This window comes from Polyangium jinanense (assembly GCF_028435365.1).
This window is the reverse complement of sequence record NZ_JAGTJJ010000002.1, coordinates 845,575-870,847: the sequence shown is the minus strand read 5'-3', so window position 1 is coordinate 870,847 and position 25,273 is coordinate 845,575. Positions and strand designations below refer to the sequence as shown.

Annotated in this window: 22 protein-coding genes; 11 read left to right on the top strand and 11 right to left on the bottom strand. The window is 69.3% G+C overall.

What is annotated here, in order from left to right; all coding sequences use genetic code 11:
- Nucleotides 1-13: 13 nt before the first annotated feature.
- Genes pilM through gspN form a run of 3 tightly spaced genes read left to right on the top strand, consistent with a single transcriptional unit; the run spans nt 14 to nt 3,452 of the window.
- Nucleotides 14-1,540, top strand: a complete 1,527-nt coding sequence (gene pilM / locus KEG57_RS08565) for a type IV pilus biogenesis protein PilM (protein WP_272417573.1) — start codon at nt 14-16, stop codon at nt 1,538-1,540.
- Nucleotides 1,537-2,142, top strand: coding sequence for a type II secretion system protein M (locus tag KEG57_RS08560; RefSeq protein WP_272417572.1), 606 nt, complete (start codon nt 1,537-1,539; stop codon nt 2,140-2,142). Before pilM ends, KEG57_RS08560 begins: the two co-directional genes overlap by 4 nt.
- Entirely contained in the window at nt 2,139-3,452 is a 1,314-nt protein-coding gene (gspN, locus tag KEG57_RS08555; RefSeq protein WP_272417571.1) for a type II secretion system protein GspN, read from the top strand. The genes KEG57_RS08560 and gspN overlap by 4 nt, the downstream gene beginning before the upstream one ends.
- Before the next feature lie 57 nt (nt 3,453-3,509).
- On the opposite strand, the gene KEG57_RS08550 is transcribed toward gspN, so the two are convergent.
- Entirely contained in the window at nt 3,510-4,079 is a 570-nt protein-coding gene (locus KEG57_RS08550; protein WP_272417570.1) for a cytochrome c maturation protein CcmE, read from the bottom strand.
- Nucleotides 4,080-4,187: 108 nt separating this feature from the next.
- Entirely contained in the window at nt 4,188-4,880 is a 693-nt protein-coding gene (locus tag KEG57_RS08545; protein ID WP_272417569.1) for a hypothetical protein, read from the bottom strand.
- Between the two features lie 481 nt (nt 4,881-5,361).
- On the opposite strand from KEG57_RS08545, the gene KEG57_RS08540 reads away from it, so the two are divergent.
- Entirely contained in the window at nt 5,362-8,250 is a 2,889-nt protein-coding gene (locus KEG57_RS08540; RefSeq protein ID WP_272458358.1) for a hypothetical protein, read from the top strand.
- Between the two features lie 21 nt (nt 8,251-8,271).
- On the opposite strand, the gene KEG57_RS08535 is transcribed toward KEG57_RS08540, so the two are convergent.
- The 3 genes from KEG57_RS08535 to KEG57_RS08525 all read right to left on the bottom strand — a co-directional run bounded on the left by KEG57_RS08535 (nt 8,272) and on the right by KEG57_RS08525 (nt 11,329).
- Nucleotides 8,272-9,627 carry an MYXO-CTERM sorting domain-containing protein gene (locus KEG57_RS08535; RefSeq protein WP_272458357.1) on the bottom strand — a complete coding sequence of 452 codons (1,356 nt, stop codon included), beginning with the start codon at nt 9,625-9,627 and terminating at the stop codon, nt 8,272-8,274.
- 806 nt (nt 9,628-10,433) lie between these two features.
- Entirely contained in the window at nt 10,434-11,051 is a 618-nt protein-coding gene (locus KEG57_RS08530) for a cysteine hydrolase family protein (protein ID WP_272417566.1), read from the bottom strand.
- Between the two features lie 137 nt (nt 11,052-11,188).
- A complete protein-coding gene (locus KEG57_RS08525) occupies nt 11,189-11,329 on the bottom strand; it encodes a hypothetical protein (protein ID WP_272417565.1) in 141 nt (46 codons plus the stop codon).
- Between the two features lie 384 nt (nt 11,330-11,713).
- Between KEG57_RS08525 and KEG57_RS08520 the strand changes: the two genes are divergently transcribed.
- From KEG57_RS08520 to KEG57_RS08510, 3 genes are all read left to right on the top strand, one after another.
- Entirely contained in the window at nt 11,714-12,574 is an 861-nt protein-coding gene (locus tag KEG57_RS08520) for a sigma factor-like helix-turn-helix DNA-binding protein (RefSeq protein WP_272417564.1), read from the top strand.
- Nucleotides 12,571-14,463, top strand: a complete 1,893-nt coding sequence (locus KEG57_RS08515) for a protein kinase domain-containing protein (protein WP_272417563.1) — start codon at nt 12,571-12,573, stop codon at nt 14,461-14,463. Before KEG57_RS08520 ends, KEG57_RS08515 begins: the two co-directional genes overlap by 4 nt.
- Before the next feature lie 572 nt (nt 14,464-15,035).
- Nucleotides 15,036-16,187: a pectinesterase gene (locus KEG57_RS08510; protein WP_272417562.1), complete on the top strand. Its 1,152-nt coding sequence runs from the start codon at nt 15,036-15,038 to the stop codon at nt 16,185-16,187.
- Between the two features lie 86 nt (nt 16,188-16,273).
- On the opposite strand, the gene KEG57_RS08505 is transcribed toward KEG57_RS08510, so the two are convergent.
- The 3 genes from KEG57_RS08505 to KEG57_RS08495 form a co-directional block, all read right to left on the bottom strand.
- Nucleotides 16,274-17,296 carry a DUF6585 family protein gene (locus KEG57_RS08505; protein ID WP_272417561.1) on the bottom strand — a complete coding sequence of 341 codons (1,023 nt, stop codon included), beginning with the start codon at nt 17,294-17,296 and terminating at the stop codon, nt 16,274-16,276.
- A 78-nt stretch (nt 17,297-17,374) separates the two neighbouring features.
- Nucleotides 17,375-17,929, bottom strand: coding sequence for a hypothetical protein (locus KEG57_RS08500; protein ID WP_272417560.1), 555 nt, complete (start codon nt 17,927-17,929; stop codon nt 17,375-17,377).
- A 305-nt stretch (nt 17,930-18,234) separates the two neighbouring features.
- On the bottom strand, nt 18,235-18,795 hold the full coding sequence (locus KEG57_RS08495) for a hypothetical protein (RefSeq protein ID WP_272417559.1): 561 nt from the start codon (nt 18,793-18,795) through the stop codon (nt 18,235-18,237).
- A 22-nt stretch (nt 18,796-18,817) separates the two neighbouring features.
- Here KEG57_RS08495 and KEG57_RS08490 point away from each other — a divergent pair, with 22 nt between their 5' ends.
- The gene (locus KEG57_RS08490) at nt 18,818-19,426 is read left to right on the top strand and encodes a hypothetical protein (protein WP_272417558.1); all 609 of its coding nucleotides are present in this window, start codon (nt 18,818-18,820) and stop codon (nt 19,424-19,426) included.
- 185 nt (nt 19,427-19,611) lie between these two features.
- Here the strand turns inward: KEG57_RS08490 and KEG57_RS08485 are convergent, their stop codons facing one another.
- Nucleotides 19,612-20,055, bottom strand: a complete 444-nt coding sequence (locus tag KEG57_RS08485; RefSeq protein ID WP_272417557.1) for a hypothetical protein — start codon at nt 20,053-20,055, stop codon at nt 19,612-19,614.
- 124 nt (nt 20,056-20,179) lie between these two features.
- Here KEG57_RS08485 and KEG57_RS08480 point away from each other — a divergent pair, with 124 nt between their 5' ends.
- Nucleotides 20,180-20,992, top strand: a complete 813-nt coding sequence (locus KEG57_RS08480) for a hypothetical protein (RefSeq protein ID WP_272417556.1) — start codon at nt 20,180-20,182, stop codon at nt 20,990-20,992.
- Between the two features lie 54 nt (nt 20,993-21,046).
- Nucleotides 21,047-21,232 (top strand): hypothetical protein, encoded by a 186-nt coding sequence (locus tag KEG57_RS08475; RefSeq protein WP_272417555.1) that lies wholly within the window; start codon nt 21,047-21,049, stop codon nt 21,230-21,232.
- On the opposite strand, the gene KEG57_RS08470 is transcribed toward KEG57_RS08475, so the two are convergent.
- The gene (locus KEG57_RS08470) at nt 21,229-22,254 is read right to left on the bottom strand and encodes a formylglycine-generating enzyme family protein (RefSeq protein WP_272417554.1); all 1,026 of its coding nucleotides are present in this window, start codon (nt 22,252-22,254) and stop codon (nt 21,229-21,231) included. The two genes, KEG57_RS08475 and KEG57_RS08470, sit on opposite strands and share 4 nt — an antisense overlap.
- A gap of 46 nt (nt 22,255-22,300) precedes the next feature.
- Nucleotides 22,301-23,974, bottom strand: a complete 1,674-nt coding sequence (locus tag KEG57_RS08465; RefSeq protein ID WP_272417553.1) for a VWA domain-containing protein — start codon at nt 23,972-23,974, stop codon at nt 22,301-22,303.
- 328 nt (nt 23,975-24,302) lie between these two features.
- Between KEG57_RS08465 and KEG57_RS08460 the strand changes: the two genes are divergently transcribed.
- Nucleotides 24,303-25,262 carry an NYN domain-containing protein gene (locus tag KEG57_RS08460; RefSeq protein ID WP_272417552.1) on the top strand — a complete coding sequence of 320 codons (960 nt, stop codon included), beginning with the start codon at nt 24,303-24,305 and terminating at the stop codon, nt 25,260-25,262.
- Nucleotides 25,263-25,273: the final 11 nt, after the last annotated feature.

Genomic DNA, 25,273 nt, shown 5'->3' with positions numbered 1-25,273 from the left:
AGAGAGCATCACGATGTCCAAAATCCTCGGTATCGACGTCGGCAAAGCGGTGGTCAGGGCGGCGCTCCTGCGCCTCTCGTACCGCAAGATCACGCTCGAGGCCCTCGGCGAGGCGCCCGTCACGGGCCTCGAAATCGACGCCATCCGCGCCGCCGTGGGCGGCCTCAAGGCCGACGCGATGTCCATCGCGATCTCGGGCGAGCGGACGTTCTTCCGGTCGATCGACCTGCCGACCTCGGCGGTGAAGGAGATCGACAACGTCCTGCCCTTCGAGCTCGAATCCCTGATCCCGTTCGAGATCACGGACGCGGTGTTCGATTATCGCATGGACAAGAACCCGGGCGGCGACACCGTGCCGATCTTCGCGGCCATCGCGCGCATCGAGGACGTCAAGGCGCGCATCGAGGTCGTGCGCGAGGCGCTCGGCATGGAGCCCGAGCGCGTCGGCACGGGCGCCCTGCCGCTCGCGAACCTCGCGGGCGTCATGCCCGAAATCGAAAAACCGTTCGGAAAAGAGGCCCCCGCGGGCGAGGCGGCGCTGCCCGTCGCGATCCTCGATCTCGGCGAGGCCACGAGCGACATCGTGATCCTGCGCGGCGGCGACCCGGTCTTCGCGCGCACGCTCTCGCGCGGCACGCTCGGTTTGCCCGGGAGCGCGCCCGCGCTCTCGCGTGAATTGCGACAAACCCTCGCGGCCTTCCGCGCCTCGGGCGGCGGCCCGCTCGCGGGCATGTATCTCGTCGGCGGCGGCGCGAGCGCGCAGGGCGCAGAGGCGTTTCTCTCGACCGAGCTCGGCATCACGATCCTGCCCTTGCCGAAGCCGCGCCTCGAAGGCGTCACGGCCGAGCAAGAGGCAATGCTCCCGCGCTTCGCGAAGGCGATTGGCCTCGCGATGGGCCTCGCCGGCAAGGCGCGTGGCCTCAACCTGCGCCAGGGCGACCTCGCCGCCGCGCGCAGTTATCCGTTCCTTCGCGAAAAAATCCCGCTCCTCGCAGGCCTCGGCGCCGCGGTCGTCGTGAGCTTCGTCTTCAGCCTGCTCGCGCAGCATCGAAGCCTCACGGCCGAAAAAGAAATGCTGCTCTCGCGGCTCGAAACGGCCACGGGTGACGTCTTCGAAGAGGAGACGAAGGAGCCCGAAAAGGCGCGCAGCATGCTCGACAAGGGCCCCGGCAGCGCCGACGAGGATCCGCTGCCGCGCGCGGACGCATTCGACGTCATGGTGAAACTCTCGGAGGTCGTGCCGAAAGAGATCACGCACGACGTCCTCGAGTTCGACGTGAACCGCGGCCACGTCTCGATTCAAGGCACCGTGCCCTCGATCCCCGACGCGCAGGCGATCGCGGACAAGATGAAGGAGCACAAGTGCTTCAAGGACGTGAAGATCAGCCGCACGGCCCAGTTCAGCGAGGGCAAACAGAAATACGTGCTCGAGCTCGACGTGAAGTGCGAGGATAAGAAGAAGAAGACGACAAAACCCTCGGGCACCGCTGACGCGGCGGACACGTCCTCGCCCGCGGCCGGCAAGGAGGAAGAGAAGTGACGTTCGCGGAGCGCCTGGAGAAACTCGAGCCACGCGAGCGCAAACTGCTCGGCGTCCTCGCCGGCATCGTGGCGGCGCTCGTCGTGCTCGCCGTGCCGATCTACGCCTGGAGCGCGGTGAGCTCGTCGCGCACCGAGAACGACGAGATCCGCGCCCTCATCGACGAGGTCTACAAAGCGCGCCTCTCGGTCGCCGAGCGCAAGGCGAAGCAAGACGCCCTGCTCGCGCGTTATGGCCGCCCCGCCCCCGCACTCGCCGGCTTCATCGAGGACGCCGCGAAGCAGAACGGGATCACGATCGCGGACGCGCAAGACAAACCCGAGGTCCCGCACGGGAAGAAGTACACCGAGCGGCTGACCGTGGTGAAAATGCACAAGGTGGGGATGCTGGCGCTCGTGAAGACGATCGAGAAGATCGAGCAATCGGGCCACGCCGTCGCGGTGACGCGCCTCAACATCCGCCCGCGCGCCGGTGAGCCGGACTCGTACGAGGTGGAGCTCGGCGTGAGCGCCTACGACCGAAAGCCCGACGCGAAAGAAAAAGACAAGGACAAGGACAAGGGCGAGTCGAAGGATACGGCCGAGGAGGAGAAGACACCGTGAAGGCCCGTCTCCTGCGCATCGCAAAATTCCTGGCCTACCCGGCACTTTATTGCCTCTGCCTCGGGCTTTTCTTTTATCTGGCCTTCCCCTGGGATCGGCTGAAAGACCGCCTCGTCGCCGAGTTCCAGGCCGCGCAAAAAGGCAAAAGCGCGGGGCAGCGGATCGAGATCGACGAGCTCGATTCGTACTGGTTCACAGGCGTCGAGGCGACGGGCGTGCGGCTCTATCTGCCCCCGAGCGACGACGCGTCGTCGTCCGCGGCAGGGCCCTTCGGCAGCGGGGCCGACAAGGACAAACCCGCACCGAAGGAGAGCGTGATCGAGATCGACGCGGTGGAGGCGCGGCTGCAGATCCTGCCGCTCTTCCTCGGCCGCGTGCGCGTCAAGTTCTGGGCCCGCGCCTTCGACGGCGAGCTCAACGGCACGGTGCCCGTCGGCGGTTCGAGCGGGCCGATGGAGGTCGAGCTCGAAGGCGTGAACCTCGGGAAGGTCGACGTGATCAAGGACTTCCTCGGCGTGCCCGTGAAAGGCGTCGCGAAGGGGACGTTCGAGCTCACCGCCGAAGGTGGGAAGTTCAGCAAGGCAAACGGCGCGCTCGATCTGACGATCGCCGAGATGGCCGTCGGCGACGGGAAGTCGAAGATCAAAGGCCAGATCGCGCTGCCCGAGGCGAAGCTCGGCGATCTCGTGATCGCGGCCGAGGCGAAGGAAGGCGTCCTCAAGGTCACGAAGCTCGAAGCCAACGGGTCCGATCTCGAGCTCGCCGGCGACGGGAAGGTGAACGTGCGCGAGCCGTGGAACAACTCGACGGCCGACCTCTACGTGCGCTTCAAGTTCACCGACGCCTACCGCAACAAGAGCGATCTGACGAAGTCGCTGCTCGGCGCGCCGGGCTCGAACGCGCCATCGCTGTTCGAGCTGGCCGATCCGAAGATCAAGAAGTCCAAACGGCAAGACGGGTTCTACGGCTGGCACGCGCACGGCGCGCTGTCGCGGATGCGGTTCGATCCCCACTCGACCGACGGCCCGGCCGCAGGTCGTGGCCGCGGCAAGGGCGACTCGCCGTTCCCGTCGAAGAAGCCCGGGCTGCCCGTGGGCATGTCGACAGCGAAGGAGAAGGGCGACGAGGAACCGGCCCGCGCGCCCGCCACAGCCGAGCCGAAGCCCGTGGAGCCGCCGCGCGAGGCGCCGCCGCCCCCGGAGCCCGCCGACAAACCCACCCCGAGCGAGCCCATGCCCTCGCCCGCGATGCCCCCCGAAGAGATGCCCCCGGCCCCCGCGCCGCGGCGAGGCCAAGCCGAACCCGAATGAAATGAAAAACGCCGGGCCCCTTCTGGAGCCCGGCGTTTTCGCGTGGAGCCGATCCGATCAGTTGATCGGCATGCCCTGCCCCTCGCCCTGCTTCATCTCGTGGGTCTTGGGATCGTACTTCGAGGTGCACTTCGCCATGACGAGCGTGGCCTCGAAATCGGTCGCCGACTTGAGCGAGCCCTCGACCGTGACCTGCACGCCGCCCGCGGGTACGTCGCGGAACGTGTCGGGAATGACGCACTGCGGATACCGGACGGGCAAGGTTTGCTTGCCGTCCTTGCCATGAATGGTGAAGCGATACTCGCAAGGCTTGTCGCGCTTTTCGAGGGTGCCCGGCACGAGCTCGCCCTCGACGCGGACCTTGCGGCCCATCAGTTTGTCCTGCTGCGCGAGGAGCTGATCGACGGGCGTCGCATAAATGGCCGCTTCCTTGAAGCCGAACATGAAGAGGCTGACGAGCCCGCCGCCCATGACGAGCAGCGTGATCAAGAGGCCCATGCTGCTGTTCTTCGGTCGAGCCTTCTCGGCCGGCTGAGGCACCGTGAGCGGAGGCATCGCCGCCGGCCCATCGTCGTCCCGTCCAATCCCGGCCGCCTGCGCGAGCTCCTCGTCCAGCTTCTTGCTCATGACGAGCTCAGGGTAGCGAACCTTTTCGGGCAGGTCGAGGGCCAGAAAAGGAAAGCAGGGCGGGGGCAGCTCGCCCCCACCCTGCTCGATCCGGAGCGGAGCCCCGGTTCAGCGGTTCTGGGGCTGGCCGCCTTGACCGCTCTGAACCCCCTCCTGGCCCCACTGGCGCACGAAGCCACGCGCCTGGTTACGCAGGGCGGGGACGCCGGTCGTGTCCTGGGCGAGCAGGATGATCCGGATCTCGTTGGCCTGCTCCATGACGCCCGAGCGACCCGCCGTCTGGCCGAGGTCGAAGAGGGCGCAACGCTCCGACGCGCTCGTGGGCCGCGCCGCGCGCTGTTCGCCGGCCGGTGGGCTCATCGTGTACGCGATGTGGAGCGCATCGCCGCGCAGGGTAGAGAGGTCCACGCCCGACTTCGGGGTCGCGATGATCGCGACGCCGCCCTCGATGTCCTCGACGCGGAGGTTCGAGTGCTGGACGAACGAGGAGCACATCTCCTGCTCGCTCATCATGCCCATGCCCTGGCCCCACTGGCCCGCCTGACCCTGCGCCTGGCCCTGGCCCGCCTGGCCCTGCCCCGCCTGGCCCTGGCCCTGGCCCGCCTGGCCCTGGCCCCACTGCCCCGCCTGGCCCTGGCCATACTGGCCCGCCTGGCCCTGCTCCGCGGGGACGGCGGCCTCGAAGGCCGGCGTCGGCCGCTGCTGCGCACTCTGCGCGGGTTTCTCGCCACGCCCGCATCCCACGCCGAGGGTCATGAGGGCCGCGGCACCGAGCATCGTGAGCTGCATGGTCTTCGTCATCGAAAGTCCTCCTGAGAGGTAGAGGCTTCGCCTCCGAACGCGGAAAGGCCTCGAAAGAGAGCCCCTCGTGATCCGGAAAAGCCCCCTGCCGCTCACCGGGCATTGCAGCCGACGTGCCCCCGAGCACGTGCGGCGAGGACACCTCAGGACCGGCAGGGCGTGCACGCGGTCGCCGTCCAGGGTCGCGACGCGCCCGTGCTGCTCTTCCTGCACGCCCGGCAAACTCCGCGTTAAGGTGGGCGCGATCGTGGCGCGCCTCCCCCTCTCTTTCCGTGTGCAAAAAGGCCCGAGTCTTCTGCTGCTCTGGCTGCTTGTTGGAAGCTCCGCTTGCTCGGGCGCGAGCGTACGTGACACGCATCAGCCGAGCAGAGGCGGGCAAACGAGCGGGCGGCAGGCGCCGGAGGCAGGGAAGCCGAGCTCGGCCGCTGGGGCGCAGGTGACGCGGCTTCCGCTGGGTGCGGCGGAGGAAGCGGGTTTGCCGATGTCGGTGGAGCCGGTCTTCGGGGAGGCGGCGGCGCTTCTGGTGTCGCAGGCGGCGGGCGAGCCCGAGGGGTATGCGCGGTGGGTGGAGGAATCGGGGCGGATGGGGCCGATCGTGCGGCTCGTCGATGAAAACGTGGTGCTGGCTTTTACGCGGAGCGACGGGAAGCGGGCGCTCGTGACGTCGGTGGGTGGGGATCGGTTGTGTTTGTCGGTGTTCGATCGGGCGTCGGAGGTGGCGGAGATCCGAGGGTGTGAGCGGGTCGGGGACGTGAAAGCGGTTGCGGTGAGCGGGGAGCGGGTGGCGCTGATCTCGGTGGAGACGGTGGGGGCTTCGGGGGCAGTCCCCCCGAACTCGGGGCCTGCGGCCCCTCAAACAACAGGACCCACCACCCCCGCCCCCAAAAAAGAAGCGTCCCCGCGCCTCGTCCAGAATCGCAAGACGCCGGCGGTGGTGAAGAAGGGGAATGGGAAGGGCGGCAAGAAGGGCGGGGGGAAGAAAAAAGAGGTGGTGAAGAAGGCTGCGCCGAAGCCGACGGTGGAGGTGACGGTGCGGTGGGTGTCGCGGGAGGGGGTTTTCGAGGGGGAGGCGAAGGCGACGGGGTTACGGTTTGTCCCGCCGCTCGAGGGGATGGGGGTGGTGGATGCGCGAGGGTCGGCGCGAGGGGTGGAGATCGTTTGGTATGAGAGCGCCAAACCGTCGGCGGGTAAGAAGGCGACGGGAATGGGGTGGGCCGCGATTGGTGGGGGGGTGATCGGGGAGGATGGGAGGTTCGAGGGGAAGAGTCGGGCGAAGGTGGTGGAGGGGGAGCTGGAATGGGGGGCGCTGAAGGGGTTTTATGCGCCGCGGTTGGTCGGAGGGACGCGGGTGGGGCTGTTGACGCAGCCGGTGGCGCGGGGCGGGAGTTGTGAGGTGAGCTGGTTCGGGGGGGCGGCGGCGAAGCTTGGGCGGGGGGAGTGTGCGATCGAGCCGGGCGCGGGGGTGGGGTTCGAGAAGATTTTGCAGGCGGAGCCTCGGCGGGTGGGGGGGCAGGCGCGCAATGATGTGGGGCTCGTGGTGTGGGCCGGGGAGCGGGCATTTTTTACGACGGGTGATGGGCGGGGGCTCCGATCGGCCGGGCGGGATGGGAGTTTGCGGGAGGAGGGGGTAGCGTTTCCGGCGCGGCGGGGGCGGGTGCATTGGGCCAAGGTTTGGCCGGATGGTACGGGGGTGGCGCTGGCCGGAGGGCGGGTGCGGGTGCTGGAGGGGGATGGGGTGCGGGAGGGTTTGTCGAAAGAGGAGATTTTTGCGGGGGGGCGGGGCGCAGGCGCGGTGGCGGGGATCGGGAAGGTCGGGGCGGCGGTGTGGGTGGCGCGGGGGGATGTGGGGCGGGTTTGGCCGACGGGCGGGACGGCGGAGGTCTGGCGGGGTCGGGTTTGGCCGGACGGGGCGGTAATGGTGGGGGGAAAGGCGAAGGGGCTGTTGATGGAGCTGTCCGGGGGGCGGCTGCATGTGGCGGGGTTGTCCGAGGAGGGGAAGGTGGGGGCGCCGGCGCTGTCGGATGGGCGGGCGCGGAGCGCGGCGTCGCCGGTGCGGGCAGGGTTTGCCGCGGTGGAGCGGGGCGCAGGTGGGGCGATCGTGGCGGGCGTGGGGGTGGGCTCGGACGAGGAGGTGGTGGCGTTCGTGGTGGACGCGGCAGGGCGGCTCGGGCCGGTGGCAAAGACGTCGCTGAAGGTGCGGGCCGGGGAGCTCGGGGTGCGTTTGTCGGGGCTGCCCGGGGGCGGAGCGATTCTTTCGGATGAGGGGCGGCGGTACGCGGTTTGGCTGGACGAGGAGGGACGGGAGGTCGGGGCGGCGGCGTGGCCGGAAGGAGGGGCGGCGGGGATTTGTCAGGATGGGTCGCCGGGGCCGCGGTTTTATCCGTCGATGAAGCCGGGAGGGTTCGTCGAGGTGGAAGCGCTTTCGGCGCCGGGGACGTGCGTCGTGGGGGAGCCGGGGTGGGCGGCGGATGGGTCGCTGCGGTGGTTCGGGACGCGCGCCGAGGGGCGAGACGTGGTGCCGGAAGTGGGGCTCGTGCGGGGGCTCGCGGCGGCCGTGGAGCGGGCGGGCGCGGAGGCGGCGGAGGACGCGGAGGAGGTGAAGGCGGCGGCGCCAAGGCCGTGTCCGCCGGAGATGGTGCTCGTGCAGGGGAAGCTCTGCGTGGACCGATTCGAGGCGACGATCGTGGACGCGGCGAGCAGGGAGGCGCTTTCGCCCGATTTCCCGGTGACGCCGAATCTGCTGGAGATCACGCTGGGGGATTGGTCGACGGGGCGGAGCCGCATGGGCAGCGTGCACGCGCGGGCGATGCCGCTTCCGTTTTTGCCGGGGTGGCAGCGGGGGCAGAAGCTCGATGTGATGGCGGTGCCGCGGCGATTGGCCCGGCCCAACGGGTATTTGACGGGGCTCGTGGCGGAGAGCGCCTGCGCGGCGTCCGGGAAGCGGCTGTGCACGCTGCCGGAGTTCGTCTTGGCTTGCCGGGGGCAGGACGATACGCCCTTTCCGTACGGGGATACGTACGTGGAGGGGGCGTGCAACGTGTTCCGCGAGGCGCACCCGGCGGCCATTTTGCATGACAATGCGTCGATCGGGCACCTCGATCCACGCTTGAATCACGTGCGGGCCGGGGAGGCGCCGCTGTTCCGGAGGACGGGCGCGACGCCGGCGTGCCGGAGCCGCTGGGGGAACGACGCGATTTACGATATGGTCGGGAACCTGGACGAGTGGGTGGACGAAGGCAGCGGGGCGTTCGCGGGCGGTTTTTATGCGCGATCGACGCGGTCGGGCTGCGACGCGGTGGTGACGGCCCACCCGCGGAGTTATCTCGATTATTCGACGGGGGTGCGGTGCTGCAAGGACGCGGAGCCCTGAAGGAGGCGCCGGGATCGGGCGTCAACCCGGCATGGTAGAAACGCCCCGTCGCCGCCGTCGACGCACGACGAGCGAGGCGCCGAACGCGACGGCGAGCGCGACGCCCGCCGAGGACGACGCTCCGCCCCCGGCCACCGCGCACCCGCTGCTCGTCTCCGTCGGTGTCGGTGTCCCCCCGCCCGGTCCGGGGTCCTCGCCCTTCGGGTCGAGACGCGCCGTTCGCACGAACAGCCTCGCGCCGTCGTCGTACGCGAGCGCGTACGAGCCGTCGGACGACGCTGCGAGACGAATATCGAGCGATGGCTGGGTCGTGATCACCGCCGTCTCTCCGCGGGGCGCTCCGTCCGCGTCGAGCGCGACGATCGACGAGCCGCCGCCGTTCGTACGATACGCGAGCGCGACGCTCGTGCCGTTCGTCGCGAGCCGTGGGTCGCGGATCCCCGGCGCCTCCGCGAGATTGTCCAGCGTGCGGATCGAGCCGTCCGCGGCGAGGAACCACCCGTGGATATGCTCGCGGTTTTCTCCGTTCTGGCTGCCGGGCGGGAGGATGTACGACCACGAGACGGCGAGCGTCCCGGCGCCGGTGAGCGCCACCGCGATGCGCGCGTAAGTCGCGTCGCGGAAGCCGAGGAACGTCGGCTTCGGATCCGTGTTCGCGTCGTCGAGCGTGGCCAGCGCGACGTTCAGCAGCGGATTCGAATCGTTCAGCTGGAAGCCCGCGACGCACGGAGCGGCTCGACATGCGATGTCGATGAGCGGCGAGCTGGTCGGCCAGAACAGCGTGCTCGGCTCCCCTGCCTTCGGGAGCGCGGCGACGGGACCATTCGCGCACGAGAGCACGAGGCCGGTGCTCCGCGCCTCGAGCGCGAGCGGACCGCACTCGACGAGGCCCTGCTCCTCGAGCCCGTACGTTTCGGGGTCCCCCACCGCCCCCGCTTCGTCGACCGCGAACAGACGTGTGCCGGTGTAAAGCCCCTCTTGGTCTCCGACCGCGATGCGATACGCGCCGTCCGCGAAGACCGCGCGCACCGCGTAGAGTCGCGTCTCTGCCGAATAGACGAGGAACCGCGGGACGACGACGCCCTGCTCGGCGTCCACGATCGCGGCGTAGAGATCGCGCACGCCTTCGACCCACGTGACGAGCATCGACGAGCCGTGCACCGCGACCGCGTAGTCGTCGCGACGCTCGTCGAGGAACTCGGCCTCGCCGTCCGGAGACTCGGATATCGCGGGGAGCGTCGCGCCGACGTCGATCGGCGCGCTCAATTCGATCGGATCGGCCAGCGCGATGGACGCGTGCGTGACGGCGATCGCGGTAAACAGGCCCGCGAAAAGCGGGCGGCGAAGACGTGGACCTAGCGTGGAGTAGGTAAGCATGCCGCCTTGGACGCCGCCTCGTGACCCCTATTCAACTCACCGCGGCTGGATGACGGTCGGCGCGTCGACCCGAACCCCTCCCCGGGTCCGCCTCCCGCGGCACCCGCTGAAATAGGCAACCTTCTCAGCATATTCGCACATCGACGCGCGCCGCGAGGCCCCCGCGGGCTTATGTTGCCATTGTAAGGTGCAGGGAGGTCTGCCATGCGGCTATCAGCACTGCGATTGGGTACATTCGGCATCCTGGGGTTCTTCTCGTTCTCCTGCGATAGTGGTGAAATGGGCATGGATCCTGAGGCTCAGGAAGTGAGCTTGTTGGCAAAAGAAGAAGGGAGCCTGTCCTCGGACTGCGACGATGACATCGCGAGCGACAAAGGCGCGCTCATCGAAAGGGAAGGAGATTCCGAAGTGGAGAGGGCTCTCGCGGAGCGCTCCCTCATTCCGGTGAGGCGACCTGACCCCTGCGCCCGCTGGGGCGGCGCCGGGGCGCGGTGCGTTCCGGGCAGCCGGACGAACTGCTCCGTATTCGTTGTGGTGGGCGGCGGCTGCGCCTGCCTGCCCATCCCTTGTCCGCGGCCGAGCACGCGCTGCCCTGGAGCGGTTGCGTGCCCGTGAGCACGCGTCTGCGTGGTCATCCCTCGACCCGAACCCCTCCCCAGGTCCGCCTCCAGGTCCGACTTCACACCCAGAGCTCCGCAAGCCGTTCCTCAGGTCTGCCCTCGGGTCCTCTACCGGCTCCGATGCAGCTCCTGGGGACGGCGATCATGGCCGCTCTCGGATCCCTCTCCGCTCCTCGGGTTCATCTTCTACGTCTGTTTCGCGCCCGCCCCCTCTCCTCGGGTTTTCCTGTCGGTACCGCTTCCGGCGTGCCACCGCTCGTCGACCAGCCACCCGGCACACGGCACGACTTCGGCCGCACGGCTGGGAAAGACCTTATCCATGAAGAATTCGTGGACGGTGGGGTCGCTGTCCGCGCAGCCATCGCGGAGCACGGTGACCCGATACCCCCGATCGGCTGCGTCGTAACAGGTTGCGGCGACCATTGCACTGGTGGCCACTCCGGCGACGGCGATGGTGTCGACGGCATGGGCACGCAGCACGAGATCCAGGTCTGTCCCGGCGAAAGCGCTTGCCCGGCGTTTCAGCACAACGACGTCCTCGTCGTGCACCGGTAGGTCGATCTCGGTTCCGGCCGTCCCCTCGTGGAAGATATCCCCCGCTTCGAAGAAGGCGGAGAACAATGCATTACCCGGCGGGAGATCCGCCCGGTTGACGCGGAAGGCGGTGCGTATGAACACCACCAGCACGCCGGCGGATCTGGCGCGCGGGAGGAGGTCGGTCAGCGGTGGAACGACCTGCCGCGCGAACGGGTAGGCGCCGGTGATGCCGCGCTGGATGTCGCCGATGATGAGTGCGGTTGCCATGACGTCAGCATGTAGGACAAAGAAACCAGGATTTCCGCCTCCTCGGGTGCGGAGCACGCTTCTCACGCGGCGGTCAACCGTGTCCTTTTACACAGCGCGGAGCCCCGCTTCCCGCCCTGAGGCGTCACGTCAATCGACTACACCAGCACTCGCAGCACGCCAGCGATGAATTTCAGGTCGCGGTCGTCGCTCTCTTCTCGCACCAGCGCGAGCGCCTTGGCGACCCGCTCGCGGTCGGCTGGCTTCGCGGGCGGCCCCAGCGCCGCGAGCTCTTCCAATCCGGCGAGTCTGCGCTGGGTGTTCCGCAGATCGCTCGCCTTGCGCAGCGCGGCCTCGAGCGCCCCGCGGTCGGATGATCGCGCGCCGAAGAGGGCCGCCGTCGTGCCGAGGAGAGCGCGCAGCGCCTCGCACGTGCGAGGAACGTTCGCGCTCGCGGAGCACGCGGCCGAGGGCGCGCATGCCGAGCTGCCCGCTTCGTGGATCCATGACTCGGCCGCTCAGGAACGCCGTTGATCACGGTAAATATCCTTTGCGAACGGCCGGCATCATCATTGCTGGAGCATGGAGCTCGAGAAAGGAGATTCTCACCATGAACACTGGGCTGCGCCCTGCGCCCTGCGCGCGCGCCGCGCCTGGTACCCCCAAGAGCAGGATTTCGTCGCTTGCGCCCCCGGCAGGGCTCTGCTTGCCTGGCCCGCGTCGGGATGCACGCGAAGGACGCACGACTGGCGCTCGCGGCCGCGGGCCGAACGGCCTGGCCCGAGCTCGGCCTCGACGATTGCGTCTTCCTCGCCCACCTCGATCGTCACCTCGCCGCAGCGCCCGATCCCGAGGCCGCGCTCGCCCGCATCCGGGCCGATGATTTCTATCTCGCCTGCGCCTGCGCCGCCGGCTCGCCGGGCGCCGTCGCAGAGCTCGAGCGGCGCTTCGGCAGCGTGATCGACGCCGTCGCCGCCCGCTTCGCGCCGAGCGAAGATCGCCGCGCCGAGCTCCGCCAGATCCTGCGCGAGCGGCTCTTCGTCGCGGGACCGGGCGCGGAGCCGCGTATCGCCGGATACTCGGGCCGCGGGTTTCTGGAGAACTGGCTGCGCGTCGCGGCCGTGCGCGCCTTCGTGAACGCCGCAGAGAGCGAGCGGCGCGAGATCGAGGCCGGGGGCGACGCGCTCGAGGCCGTCGCCGACGGCCACGACGTGGAGCTGGATTTCCTCAAGGTGCACTATCGCGATGCGTTCCGCGTCGCGTTCGCGCACGCGATCGCGCAGCTCGCGCCGGCGGAGCGGCTCGTGCTGCGTCTGTCGGTCCTCGACGGCCTGGGCTGCGACGAGGTGGCGGCGTGCCTCGGCGTCCACCGCGCGACGGCGGCGCGGCGCACGGTGCAAGCGCGACAGCGGCTCGTGGACGCGACGCGGGTGGAGCTCGCGCGCTCGCTGCGCACCTCCGGCACCGAGCTCGACAGCATCCTGCGCCTCGTCGAGAGCAACCTCGATCTGAGCCTATCGCGCCTGCTCGCCCGGGAAGAATGAGCCCGCCGCCCGCGTCCTGCCCCGATACCGAGGCCCTCTGCGAATTCATCGAAGGGCATGCCGACGCGCCCGAGCGCGACGCGTTCGAGCGTCACCTCGACGGCTGCGCCGCCTGCCGCCGCGCCCTCGTCGCGCTGGGGCGCGTGCTCGGCGTCCGCCACGGCGGGGCGGCGAGCGAGCACCACGCGGAGGAGCCCCGCCCGTCGCACGAAGCTCGGAGCCTCGGTCGCTACGAGATCCGCGGGGTCGTCGGCGCGGGCGGCATGGGGGTCGTGTACGTGGGCTGGGATCCGGCGCTCGGGCGCCGCGTGGCGCTCAAGCTGACGCGGCCGGACCAGGCCGGCGCCGCCGAGCGGCTCGCGGCGGAGGCGCGCGCGCTCGCGAAGGTCACGCACCCCAACGTGCTCACCGTGTTCGACGTCGGCGTCGAGGGCGGCGCCGTCTTCCTCGCGGCCGAGTACGTCGAGGGGGCGACGCTCGACAAGGCCTGGCCGGAGGGCGCGGCCGGCTTCCGCAAGCGCGTCGAGGCCTACGTGCAGGCCGGCCGTGGCCTCGCCGCCATTCACGCGGCGGGCCTCACGCACCGCGACATCAAGCCCGCGAACCTCCTGCTCGGCGAGGACGGGCGCGTGCGCGTCGCCGATTTCGGGCTCGCGGTGAGCGCGGATCAACGAGCCTGCCTGGCCGGCACGCGGGCGTACATGGCGCCCGAGCAGCGCGACGGCGAGGTGGGCCCGGCGGTCGATCAGTTCGCGCTCGGGCTCTGTCTGGTCGAAGCGCTCACGGGCGAACGTCCGGAGGCGGGCACGGCGGCCGCGGAGCTCGCGCGCCTCGGCCGCGAGCGGTGGGGGAGCGCCGGCCCGGAGCCTGCGTTGTGGGAAGCCCTTGCCCGCGCGATCGCGATCGACCCTGCCGCCCGCCACCGCGACGTGGAGGCGCTGGTCGCGGCGCTCGTTGCCTCGCTCGAAGCGCGTCCCGTGGCCGATCCGGGACGGGCACGCGTGGTCTCCTTCGCGCTCGTCGGCGTCGCCCTCGCGACGCTCGCCGCGGCCGGCTCGTGGCGCGATCGCCCGATACCCACGAGCACCGCCCCTGGAAACGACGTCGATACGACCGAGCACACCGCCGCGTCCGCGCCGAGCGTGGCAGCGCCCGAAGCGTCTTCCACGCTCACGGCGGCGCCGGCCTCTTCTCCGCAGCCGCCGGTGCGCTCACCGCGCGTCCCGCCCGCGAGCGCGCGCTTTGCGGCGATGATCGCTCCGGCAGCCGGTTCCGGCGCGCCTCGCGCGTCGGGCAGCGACAGGGAGGAGGCCTTCAAGCTTTTGCAGAAGGCGACGTTGGGGTTCTACCGCGGGCTGAACGGCAAAGAGTGCCTGGAGCTCATCGAGCGGGCCGAGAAGCTCGACCCGGCGCTCGCCAGCTACACGACCCAGACGCGCGCCTTGTGCGAGATGCGCGCCGGCAAATGCGAGCAAGGCGCGCAGCGCATGCGCGCCGCCGGCAACGACGATGAAACGGTGAAGCGGTTGAGGTTGCAATACTGCCCCGCGGACGACACGAGCCGGGCCTCCGCCGAAGAGCGCGTGCTCGCCGTGTCGATGCAGGCGACTCTAGCGCCCTACACGGTCGCGCACTGCGAGCAGCTCGCCGCGCAACTCGAACAAGCCATCGGCGAGCGCGGTTCGACGGCGCCGACGCCAAGCACCGTAGCTGGCGCCCGGTCGGGCCTGATGACCTGCTTCGCTCGGGCGGGCGACTGCGCGCGTGCGCGGGTCGTCGCCAGCGCTCTCGTCGGCCCTGGGAACGACGTCGTCCCCGGGCAAGATCGTGAGACGCGCGCGGCGTGGTGGGTCGCCAGTCTGCACCCCAAATGCGCCTCCGCGCGGTGAACGCGCGATCGACCGTCGTCACTGTTCACAGACGCAGATCTCGCAGCCCCGGTCGTCGAAACGGCAGCGGATATCGTGGAAGGGGCACGAGGCCGGCGCCTCTCGCGAGGGGCATTGCGCGGTTCTGGTTCCCCCGTGGATATCGGTCACCTGCACGGCCGGCCCGGTGCTGCGCGTCTCGTCGAAGGACCCGCTGAGGGTCAAGCTGGAGCAGCCCGCGCCAAGCCCGATCGCTGGTAGCAAAGGGAGGATCGGCCCGAGGATGTTCCGCTTCATGGGGGGTACCCAGGATTGCACCTCGGGAGATCGGAAAAGGTCAAGCAGCGCTCAGGGTGAACCGCGTCACCGCCGCCGGCGCGAGCGACGAAATCCTGCTCCCGGCGCGACGGCCGCCCGGGGTCCCTGTCCGAACGGAGGTGTTGAGGACATTGCGACGGAGAATGACGGTGAAGACACGTGCGCTCGTTGTGGTTGCATTGGGGCTTTGGGCAGGCGCATGCTCGAACGATCCCGGGAAGGGGACCACCGGCGCGGGCGGCTCCGGAGGCACGGGCACGGGTGGCTCTGGAGGCATGACCCCGCCTGTCGGGAGCGGCGGCGCCGGGGGACAGGGCGGCGAGGGCGGCGGACAGGGCGGCGAGGGCGGCGGACAGGGCGGCGAGGGCGGCGGACAGGGCGGCGAGGGCGGCGGACAGGGCGGCGAGGGCGGCGGACAGGGCGGCGAGGGCGGCGGACAGGGCGGCGCGTGCCCCGACCCCACGTGCCGCGCCGATCAGGCCTGCGTCGCGGGCGAATGCGAGTTCACCTGCGACGGCGTATCCGTGCCCGGCGACTATGCGACCATCCAGTCCGCGGTGAGCGCGCTCGAGCAGCTCGGCGGGACGATCTGCGTCAAACCCGGGACGTACACCGAGGACGTCACCATCGATAACCTCCATACTTCGCTCCTCACGATCCGCGGCGCCGCCGCGGACAAGGTCACCCTCCAGGGTCACGTCAAGGTCGGCGCGGGGCTCACGCCCGACGGCGAGGGGCTCGTCTTCGAGGGGATCACGGTCACGGACGGGCTGAGGGTGACCGCGTACCCGCCGGTCGTGATCCGGGCCTGCACCCTGCAGGGGATGACCACGCCTGGCCTCGACATCGTCATCGTCCAAAGCGCTGTCCACGAGACCGTGACCGTCGATGGCTGCGACATCTCGAGCGCCCAGCAGGGGGCGCTGCGCGTGCAAAGCGACGGCACCACCGGAATGGGCGTCGTGGCGAAAGTGACCAACAGCTACCTGCACGACTCCGCGATCGGCGCCGAGATCGTGGCCACCACGTGCTGCAGCAATTCCGGCAAGGTGACCCGCGTGTCGCTCACGAACAACACGATCACGAACAACGGCACCGGGATCAATACCTACTTCTTCCTGCAGACACTCGAGCTCGGCTATTTCAACAACCTCATCCGCGGCAACGACGTGGGCGTGGACCTGTATGCCGGCACCGCCGCGACCTTCGGCAACAACGCGCTCTCCGGCAATACCACCAACTATGCCGGGAGCGCGGTCCCAGGGCCCGGTTACGTGACCGCCGATCCGCTGCTCACCGCCTCGGTCCCGCCCGCCCCCGGGGAAGGGTCGCCGCTCCTCGACAAGGCGGATCCCGCAAAGGCCCCTCCCCTGGATTTCTGGGCGAAGCCCCGGACGAACCCGGATATCGGCGCGGTGGAGCGTTGACCGCGCCCCGGCGCCGCGAGGAGCACGTTCCCTCGCTTCCCAGGCGCTCCAAGGGCGGCTGCATGGAGGGCGTTCTGCGGCTGCATTCAGCGTCGAGGCCCGGAGCGGTACGCGGCGAGGCCCTGGTAGAAGCGGACGGCGCCGAAGAGGATGGGCCCGTATGCGAGGATGTATGTGTCGCCATGCCGTGAGTAGGTGGCCCAGGTAATGGCGAGCCCGGCGAGGAAAAAGACGCCGCCGATGAGCATGTTCTGCAGGCCGAGCTCGACCCCTCCTTTCGCCGCCTCCGCTGCCTGGGCGCGTACCGCCTCGTCCCCGGAGGCGAAGGGCACGATGATCTGATCGTCGACGCGCACCCTGGGCACGCTCGCCATGAGCAGACGGACGAACACGGTGGGGTTGGGGATGCGGGCGAGGCTCAGCGTGCGCCAGGAGAAGATCGGCCACCGGCGATAGAGATAGACCTTGCCCCGCTGGACGACAGCGAGCCGGACCTCTTGCCATGCGATCCGTGCACCGGCGACGGTGATCCCCGCCCGATCGAGCTGGATGTGCCCGAACGTGAGCGTCTCCCCTTCGGCGAGCGCCTGTCGTGCCTCGGTGAGGAGCGGCCCCGAGCAGGCGCGCAGCACGCCGTCGGCGAGCGCAGCGGCGGCGCTGACCCCGAGCGGCAAGCGGTGGACCTCGCCATCGAAATCGACCAGACGAATGGCCAGGAGACTCGCTCCCGCCTGGCCCTGGAGCCGGTCGATCTCGAACCACACCTCGTTCACGTCCTCGAACGCGACGGGCCGGCGCACACCCGCCTGTGTGATCAAAAGCCCGTGGGCGTGGAGCGCCGCCGAGAAGCCGCGGGTGCGGAGCGGCGACCAGGCGAGGAGGACGAGCGTGGCCGCCCCGAAGGGCGCCACGATGGCGAGCGGCCCGCCCACCGCGGCACCCACGCCGACGACGAGGCCCGCGATCAGGATCGGGCCGAGGAGGGCGCGGTGGAGGGGCGGCGGGGCGTGGACGGAGCGTAGGCTGCCGAGGCGGGCCAGCGCCGCTGTCGGCTCCGGAGCGGGGCCGGGGTCGATCGGAGCGGGCTCGCGGTAAGGACGGCCGGGCATCTGGGGAGGGGAAATACTCTCGATTCTCTCGTCCGCGTCAAGGACGTTACACGCAGGAGCAGGACCGCGGGCGCGTGATCACGGCTTCGCCGCGGCGCTGGTCGCCGGCTCGGTCGCGGCCGGCGCCGGGAAGGTCCACGACGCGTCGCCGACGCGCAAGGATGGGGACGCCTTGGTCAGGACCCCGTTGTTCGGTGTGCAGCCCTCGTATTCGAATGCCCAGATCGCGACTTGCTTGTTGAATCCCTTGTTGAAGCACGATCCGACTTTCGACGCGCGCGTCTTGCGCGCGTCGATGTAGCCACGCTCCGCGCCGCTCGACACGCTGTAGCCCTCGCTGCTGTTGGCGGTCGGCTCGCCGGTCCATCCCGGCGGTGCGTCCTTGTGCTGGAGCGCGGTCACGCAGACCTCGCTCTCGCTCGCCTTGACCGTCATCGTGTCCTCGAACGGCCACACGTTGCAGTCCGGCTCGCTGACGACCCCGATCTTGCCCTTGCTCCGTGCTTCGAGCGGCGCACCACTGACCAGCGGGTTCTGCGCGGGCGTCCCCTCGGATACCATGCCGGGTGGCATCATCAGCAAGCAGGCGGGGGTGGTGCCAGCGAGAAGGACGACCGCGATCTTCCTGTACATGACATTCTGCTCCAAATCGGTGATGGGCGCCTGAGACAAACCAGGATTCCCGTCCCCCCCGGCGCCCGGCAGGAGGGAAGGGATAGGAAAAACGGGCCACCGATCACGCAGATCGGCGCGTGCCCGTTCCGGACAGGGCGCCCGAGCGGCCGTCGCGCCGAGAGCAGGATTTCGTCGCTCACGCCGACGCGCGAGCTCCGCTTACCGTCGACGCAGCGAAGCTCGATGGAAGGGCAGGCCATAGCCTGGGCGCGGGCAGGCCCCTCCTTCGCCTTCTTTTCCCAGGCAAAGCGCTTCGGAAAGCCTCAGCTCTTCGTCTCGCGCGGTGGGTGGGCGACGCGGGGATCGGCGGGCGGCGGATCGAGCAGGGTCTGGTAAGGTTCGCCGGTGTCGATGGCGCGTTGCATGCGATCGTAGATGTCGAGGACCAGCGCTCTCGTCCGGTATGTACCGAGCTCACGTTCGTCGCGCTCCCTCACCTTGTCGAGCGCATCCAGCACGTACTCGACGTCGCCGCGCTGCAGAGCATATGCACGGAAGCACAGTGCGTCGATCTCCGCGCGGAGGAGCGAGCGCCTCTTTTCGCGCCATTGAAAAGCGCGCTCCTCTCCGAGCATGTCTTTGGCAAAGCCACCGGGACACACCGTCACGTCAATCGCAACCACATGCCGCAAAAGCCACGCCCACGGCTTGCGGCACATCTTGCCAGCGTCGAAATCCGATTGAGCCTCCATCTGCCCGAACAGCGATAACTGTTCAATGCCTGGTGTCTTCAACGTCGCAGGAGCTAGCCGCGGTGTACATCGCTTATCGGCGTCGACCTGGACCCCGATCCTCGACATTACCTCGACGTTGCGCGCGAACATCGGGACCCGTGAACGTGACCTCATGCAGTTCCTGAACGACCTCGACATCGGTGAGATGATCGCCATCACCGAACAATGGACCGGCGCCTTGAAGCCCGTCTTCCTCGGCATCGCCGAGCTCGCGCCCCTCCTGCCTCGCGTGGAGGAGGATCACGGCGCCCTCGTGAACGCGCGCGCGGGCAGCTCCGCGGAGACGGCCTTGCGCGCCCTCTCCGACCAGGCCAAAGCGCTCGACTCCCGCCATGATCACCTCCAGCGCGCCCTGCATTTCGGGCTGCGCGCCGCGAAGGAGGCCCTTCTCGGCCAGGATCCTCCGGATGTCGCGCTCGCCGAGGCCATCGATGCCGCCCATGAAAAGCTCCTGCCCACGGGGCTCGAGGTCGTCAAGGCGTCCTACGAGAGCGAGGCAGGCAATGCCGTGCAGATGGCGCAGCTCGCCAAGAAGGAGCTCTCCGGCGTGCTCGAGCAGATCCGCGTCCTCCCAAATGTCTCGGCGCTCGATCTCGTCCTTCAAATTGGCACGGTCGGCGCGTCGCTCGGCGCGGTGGAGCAGAAGAAATCGATGACGGCCGTGGCCGCGGCGAAAGAAGAGATTCCGGCCGCCGAAGTGCGGCGACGGATGCGGACCTAGGTCCGTACCGTCGAGCTCGTCCTCGGCGCGCTGGAGCGCACCAAAGCGACGGCGGAGCACGTCGAGCAGATCCGCAAGCCGGTGAGCGACGCCGCGGAGAAGGCGAGGATGAGGCGTTTGGCGAAGCGGAATTCAGGTGGGAAGAAAAAACCCGAAGAGGAAACGAAGACGGGGTGACGACCGCGTTAGCCCGGAATCGAGGCCCTGCGCTTGCTGGCGATCGTCTCGGTCCGGGCCCGCTCGAACTTGGGGCGGTCGGCATACGCCTTGAGCCTGCCGCCAAGCGCGACGTTCGCGACCGAAACGCCCATCGCCACGATACGCGACTTCACCAGGATGTGCGCCTCTCCCTGCTTCGGGTGCTCCTGCGCCCAGCGCACGAATTCCTGCCGCACGATGCTGTCGTAGCCCGTGACGTGCTCCCAGTCGTGGAAGACCTCGATGTCGCCCAGCGTGAGCGCGGCGAGGCGGTCGAACGCGCGCATCACGTGGAGCGCGCAGTCGAGGTCCGCATGCCCGGAGACGCGGGTGAAAAACACGCCATGCGCAGGGCTCGTCATGAGGAGCTCCCAGGCGTCCGTCTTCCAGGACTCTTTCCAATGCCCACGTTCGGACAGGGCTTCGGCCATGCTTGCCCATGGTGAGCATGAATTTCGGCGGAACGGAAGGGGGATCAGGGCGTAGCGCTTCGCGAGGAGGCACGTGTAAGCTCGCCGGACGGGCCCCGTTCTCCGCCCACCGAAAGGATTTCCGATGCGTCGCCTCGCACCTCTCGCTCTCTGCGCCCTCGCGCTCACCGGCCTCGAGGGCTGCGGCGCCAGCTACGTGCCGTCCCGAAACACCAGTTTCGAGATGGATCGCGAGGTCGAGATCGACGACGAGGACATCCGCAAGGCCTTCGAAGCTCGGCCCCAGATGCCCCCCGGCGCGATCCGGCTCGCCTATTACACGCTCGACCCGGACGTCGCCGAGGACCTGGAGAAAGTGTTCGGCAAGCTGCCCGGCGTCACCAGCATCTATCGAATTCCGTCCTTGTTCGTCACCGGCCAGCGGCGGCTTTCCGAAGGGAATGGAAACGGGTATTCCTACGAACCGCCGCGCGAGATCTCCTTGAAGAAGCTCCGCTTGCTGGCGGCCCGCGCGAACACCGACGTGCTCGTCATCGTGGACCACGGCTACCGCAACCAGGGCGTCAATCCCCTCGTCGCCACGGTCTCGCTGCTCGTGCCCATCTTCTTCGTGCCGTTCGTCGATACCCAGGTGAAAGGGTACGTCGAGGCATTCGTCGTGGATGTGCGAAATGGTTACCTCTACGGCCACCTCTCCGAGGAGGATACGCGCGGAGAGCCGTACGCGACGATTTACGCGAAGGGCCCCAAGGACTACGCCGAGGAGCAATGGATCGATCTGCGCATGTCGCTGCAAAAACAGCTCGTGAAGCTGGTCGAGGACGAGCGCGCCCGCAAGCCCGCGCCGAGCGAGCCCCCTCCCCCGCCCCCGCCCGGCGCCGCACCCCCGCTCGCCGCACCGCCAGCCGCGCCGCCCGGGGCGTTTCCGGCGCCCTGAAATCGTCGATGTTGCCCGATTGACGAGGCAGGCGGGTCTCGTCACATCGGAGGTATGCGATCCGTCGTCCCGAAGACCCTGCTGCTCGCCGCCCTGACGCTCGCCGCCGCCTGTCGCGAGCCTCTGCCCAAGGACAAACCGCCCAAAACGCCCACGGGGCCGATCGCACCCGTCACGAACGAAGCGCCTGGGACGGCCACGCCGGACGGCCCGGCCGCGCCCGATACGCAGTCGAACTAGCGCTTCTTCGTACGGGGCCTCCTCTCGGCCCCGGGCGCGTCCATGCAGCAGCGGAATCCCGTCGAATAGTCGTGGTAGGCCGGCTCGTGGGCGACCGTGGTGAACGAGCAGCCCGGGCCGTGCTCCTGGGTGGTGCTGAAAAACCCGCCCATGAAGATGCCATTTCCCACTTTCCAGGGCTGCTTCTTCCGCTCGACCTCGTCCCGCGCGAGGACGTCCTCGATATCGGAGTCGACGGCGTCGCTCACCCACTCGTGCAGGTTGCCGACCATGTCGAAGACGCCTTCGTCGCTGCCGCAGGTCGCGTACGCGCCCGACTTGGCGAGGAAGCCGGGCTCGCGGTCGAGCCTCGGGTCGTTGAAGACCTCGTACGTCCAGGCGCCGCGGCTCCGGCCGTAAAATCTCTCGAGGAGGTGGAGCTTGCCGGTATTGCAAGCGCCACGCTTGCCGTTGTTGCCGTACGGATACCGGTAGCCCATGCGGCCCTTGCAGGCGCGCGTCCATTCGGCGCGGCTGCACAGGCGTTTGCCCGCGTGCGCGCAAGCCTCGGCGGCCTCGACGCGGCTGATGTAGGCCTGCGGGTAGACGTCGGGCGCGCTCATGGCGAGGTAAAACGTGCCCTTCTCGGGGCGATCGTAATGGGGCCAGGGCGTGATGGCGCCGTCCGCGGTCTTCGTGGCGAGGTGCGCCTCCCAGCGGTCGACGCAGTAACGGCCGATCTTGATCATGCCGGAAGGACAAACGGGCGGGGTTCCGCCGTCAGCCTCCGCGTCCGCGCCCGCGTCGGCAATCGCTGCCGTGGAAGCGTCCGCTTCCGCGCCCGCGTCCGTGCCCGCGTCCGCCTCCGCGACCGCCTCCGTGACCACGGGCATCGTGGACCCCACGGGAGCGGCCTCTGTCGTGCTCGGCACGGCCTGTCCGCCGGTGGGTTTGTTCTCGGAGGAGCTGCACGCGGCGAAGGATGCCGCGGTGATCAGCGTGAGAGCGGCAACGAGGAAGGCAGGGCGAGAATCGAGGCGCATGGGAAGCAAAGGACGGAAACGCGCGAGGCCCGGAGGGGCCTTTCCACTATCGTTCTTCTTCGTATTTGAGCTCGAACTCACCGACCCCGATCACGTCCCCAGGCTTGAGCGCCGCCGGCGCCGTGATCTTCTTGCCATTGACGAGCGTGCCGCTGCCGCCGCCGAGGTCGGTCAGCCAAAACCTGCCATCCTGCCCCACGATCGAGCAATGCTCGCGCGCGACGTCCTTGCCTTCGAGGCGGATCTGCGCGTGGTTTGTCTGGCCGATTGTGATCGTGGTGCCTTCGAGGCGATACCCATCGTTCGGGCCATTGCCTTGCACGACGAGCAGGCGGGCGCGGGGGAGGTTTCCCGCGATGGTGGCCATGGCGCGGCGGCTGAGAGGGCCCGCCTGGCTTGCGCCCGCGCGGCGTGAAGCCGCCGCGGCGCGGCCCGCCTGGGCCTTGCGGAAGAGGCGATACGCCGCAGGGTTCGGCTTCTTCGCGAGGACCTCCGCCTCCTCCGCGAGCTGCGCGATCGTTTCGCCGAGCGGCGTGCCGTCCTCGTCGTTCCACGCTCGGGGCTCCGGATCGCCTTCGGCGTCCTGCGCCCCGAACCCCAGCAGATCAGCCTCCGCGCGCATGCCGTCCACCGCGCGCCGGAGCAGCGCCGCCGCCAGCTCGAACGAGCTCTGATCCGCAAGCACGCGCGCCGCGGTGCGCGCCTCCTCCGCGAGCGCGACGAGCACCCGCGCCCGCGCCGAAGGGTCGCGCTCGGGCACGCCGTCCTGCACGAAGGCGCCGATCGCGCGCTCGAGGACGTGCACGTCCGAAGCGCCCGGGCGGCGATGCGCGAGGCGCGCGCGCACGACCTCGAAGGGCCCGTTCGCCGAGGCGCCGGGCTCGATCGCGACCTCGACGATCAGCGACGCGTGTTCGCCCGGCTGGAGGTCCGGCAGCTCCACGCGCGCCGCGCCCATGGTCTTGCGCACGCGCACGTCGCCCGCGATGCGGATGATGTCGACGCCGCGCGCAGGCGAAACGTCGACCGACACGCCCTCGGCGACCGCGTCGCCCGTCGCGCCCACGGCGAGCGCGAGCTCGGTCGCGCAGAGCGCCGGATCCCGCACATAATAATACTGGCCGCCGCCCGCGACCGCGATGCGCCGCAGGATGTCTTCGTTGTGCTCTTCGCCGTAGCCGAGCGTGGAGACCGTTGCATCCGAGCGGAACGTGGCTGCGATCTCGGCGAGCGCCTCGGGCCGACGATCCCCGAGCGTCGGATCGCCGTCGCTGAGCAGGAGGATGCCACGTCGCTCCGCGGGCACGCGCGGGCCGAGCGCGCTGCGGCTCGTGCGCAGGCCGCTCTCCATGTCGGTGCCGCCCTCGGGATCGATGCGCCGCAAGCTGCCCGCGAGCCTGCGCCGCGCGGGCGCGTCGAGCTGCTCGAGCTCCGCGACGATCTCCGCGCCTTCGGAGAACGAGACGATCCCCACGCGATCGGTGGGATCGAGCAGCTCCACCATCCGCTCGATGGAGCGCACGACTTGCTCCATCGGCTGACCCCACATCGACGCGGAGACATCGATGGCGAACACCAGCGCGAGGGGCGGCCGCTCGTGCCGTTCATCCTCGGGGAGCGCGGCCGAAACCTCGATGACGAGGTGCGCGCGCTGCGTGGTGCCCGGAGGGACACTCCGGACATCGAGCGCGAGCGACAGATCGAGGGCAGGACCGGGCATGCGCCCCCAAGAATACCCAGCAGAGGCAAGAGCGCGAGTCGAGATCGTTTGGGGGCTCCCAAAGACCTGCAAGCGGGACGGAGCGCCACGTCGTCGGACCAGGGTACGGCCGACCATAACACTACGATGACGGCGAAAGCGTGAGCGGGCCCGGTGGGCAGGAGCCCTGCGTCGCACAAGCCGTTTTTTTCGGCCGAGAAAGCGGGTTGACCGGACGCGGAGCCTCGGACTAAGACACCCCGCCCCCGCGATCGCGTGATGGGATCGTCAATGGCCGTGATCGGCATCTCGAAGGGGCGACGGATTCTTTGTTTCGAGCGGCGGTGTGATGCGCGTCTGTATTTTCTTCGACGGCAAGAATTTCCACTCCGGTTGGCGTGACGAGGCGGGAGGCCGAAGGCTCGCGTTTCCCAAACTCTCGCGCTGGCTCGTCGAACGCGTGGGCGGATCGCTGCTTTGGGGCGCTTATTACTATACCGGCATCGAGATCGGATCGGCCGCGGTGACCGAAGGGCAGAAGAAGCTCGCAGGCTTCCTCGACATGCTCGAAGTGCAGCCCGGCTTTTTCGTGAAGCGTTTCCCCCGCAAAACGACGATGTTCCAGTGTGCGGCTTGCGGGGCCGAGAACCGGTATACACAGGAAAAAGAGGTCGACACCTCGATGGTCGCGGACATGCTGCGCCTCGCGGCCGTCAACGCGTTCGACGTGCTCGTGCTCGTCTCGGGCGACTCCGATCACGCGCCGGCCGTCGAAGGCGTGCGGCAGCTCGGCCGCCAGGCATACGTGTCGACGTGGGGGCGCGCGGGGCTGTCGACGCGGCTGCGCAAGGCAGCGTTCGATCACATCGATCTGCTCGAAGGGATCTCGTTTTTCGAGGATACCGAGGGCTCCGGCGCGCCCGCGCCGCCCGGGCCCGAGCCGCGCTGGGCGAGCGAGGACATTCCCCCCGCCGTGCCCACGCCGCCCGCAGGAACGGTGCCGCGCGAACCGACGCACGACGAGTGCGAAGACCCGCACGACGCCGACCCGGACGCGCCCGAACCGGCGCCGCCCTCGTACGAGCCGTCCGACGACGAGTCGGTGTTCATCGAGGAGCTGCGCGCCGCCGAGCGCAGGCTGCGCAACGGCTACGTCGGGGCGAACTACTTCGTGACGCGATGGCAGTCGAACCGGCTCGATCCGTCGCCCGACGCGCGCCGCCGCATGCTCGAGCATCTCGTGACGTCGCGGCTCATCGAGGTCTATCACGCGCCCGACGGGAACGCGGCGATCCGGGCGCGCGAGTAGGCGGAAAGACC

Bases quoted from the DNA above. Each gene is read 5' to 3' on its own strand.
- pilM (WP_272417573.1), top strand. From the start codon at position 14: ATGTCCAAAATCCTCGGTATCGACGTCGGCAAAGCGGTGGTCAGGGCG.
- KEG57_RS08550 (WP_272417570.1), bottom strand. From the start codon at position 4,079: ATGAGCAAGAAGCTGGACGAGGAGCTCGCGCAGGCGGCCGGGATTGGA.
- KEG57_RS08545 (WP_272417569.1), bottom strand. From the start codon at position 4,880: ATGACGAAGACCATGCAGCTCACGATGCTCGGTGCCGCGGCCCTCATG.
- KEG57_RS08540 (WP_272458358.1), top strand. From the start codon at position 5,362: ATGTCGGTGGAGCCGGTCTTCGGGGAGGCGGCGGCGCTTCTGGTGTCG.
- KEG57_RS08535 (WP_272458357.1), bottom strand. From the start codon at position 9,627: ATGCTTACCTACTCCACGCTAGGTCCACGTCTTCGCCGCCCGCTTTTC.
- KEG57_RS08530 (WP_272417566.1), bottom strand. From the start codon at position 11,051: ATGGCAACCGCACTCATCATCGGCGACATCCAGCGCGGCATCACCGGC.
- KEG57_RS08515 (WP_272417563.1), top strand. From the start codon at position 12,571: ATGAGCCCGCCGCCCGCGTCCTGCCCCGATACCGAGGCCCTCTGCGAA.
- KEG57_RS08510 (WP_272417562.1), top strand. From the start codon at position 15,036: ATGACCCCGCCTGTCGGGAGCGGCGGCGCCGGGGGACAGGGCGGCGAG.
- KEG57_RS08505 (WP_272417561.1), bottom strand. From the start codon at position 17,296: ATGCCCGGCCGTCCTTACCGCGAGCCCGCTCCGATCGACCCCGGCCCC.
- KEG57_RS08500 (WP_272417560.1), bottom strand. From the start codon at position 17,929: ATGTACAGGAAGATCGCGGTCGTCCTTCTCGCTGGCACCACCCCCGCC.
- KEG57_RS08495 (WP_272417559.1), bottom strand. From the start codon at position 18,795: ATGTTCGCGCGCAACGTCGAGGTAATGTCGAGGATCGGGGTCCAGGTC.
- KEG57_RS08490 (WP_272417558.1), top strand. From the start codon at position 18,818: ATGCAGTTCCTGAACGACCTCGACATCGGTGAGATGATCGCCATCACC.
- KEG57_RS08485 (WP_272417557.1), bottom strand. From the start codon at position 20,055: ATGGCCGAAGCCCTGTCCGAACGTGGGCATTGGAAAGAGTCCTGGAAG.
- KEG57_RS08480 (WP_272417556.1), top strand. From the start codon at position 20,180: ATGCGTCGCCTCGCACCTCTCGCTCTCTGCGCCCTCGCGCTCACCGGC.
- KEG57_RS08475 (WP_272417555.1), top strand. From the start codon at position 21,047: ATGCGATCCGTCGTCCCGAAGACCCTGCTGCTCGCCGCCCTGACGCTC.
- KEG57_RS08470 (WP_272417554.1), bottom strand. From the start codon at position 22,254: ATGCGCCTCGATTCTCGCCCTGCCTTCCTCGTTGCCGCTCTCACGCTG.
- KEG57_RS08465 (WP_272417553.1), bottom strand. From the start codon at position 23,974: ATGCCCGGTCCTGCCCTCGATCTGTCGCTCGCGCTCGATGTCCGGAGT.
- KEG57_RS08460 (WP_272417552.1), top strand. From the start codon at position 24,303: ATGCGCGTCTGTATTTTCTTCGACGGCAAGAATTTCCACTCCGGTTGG.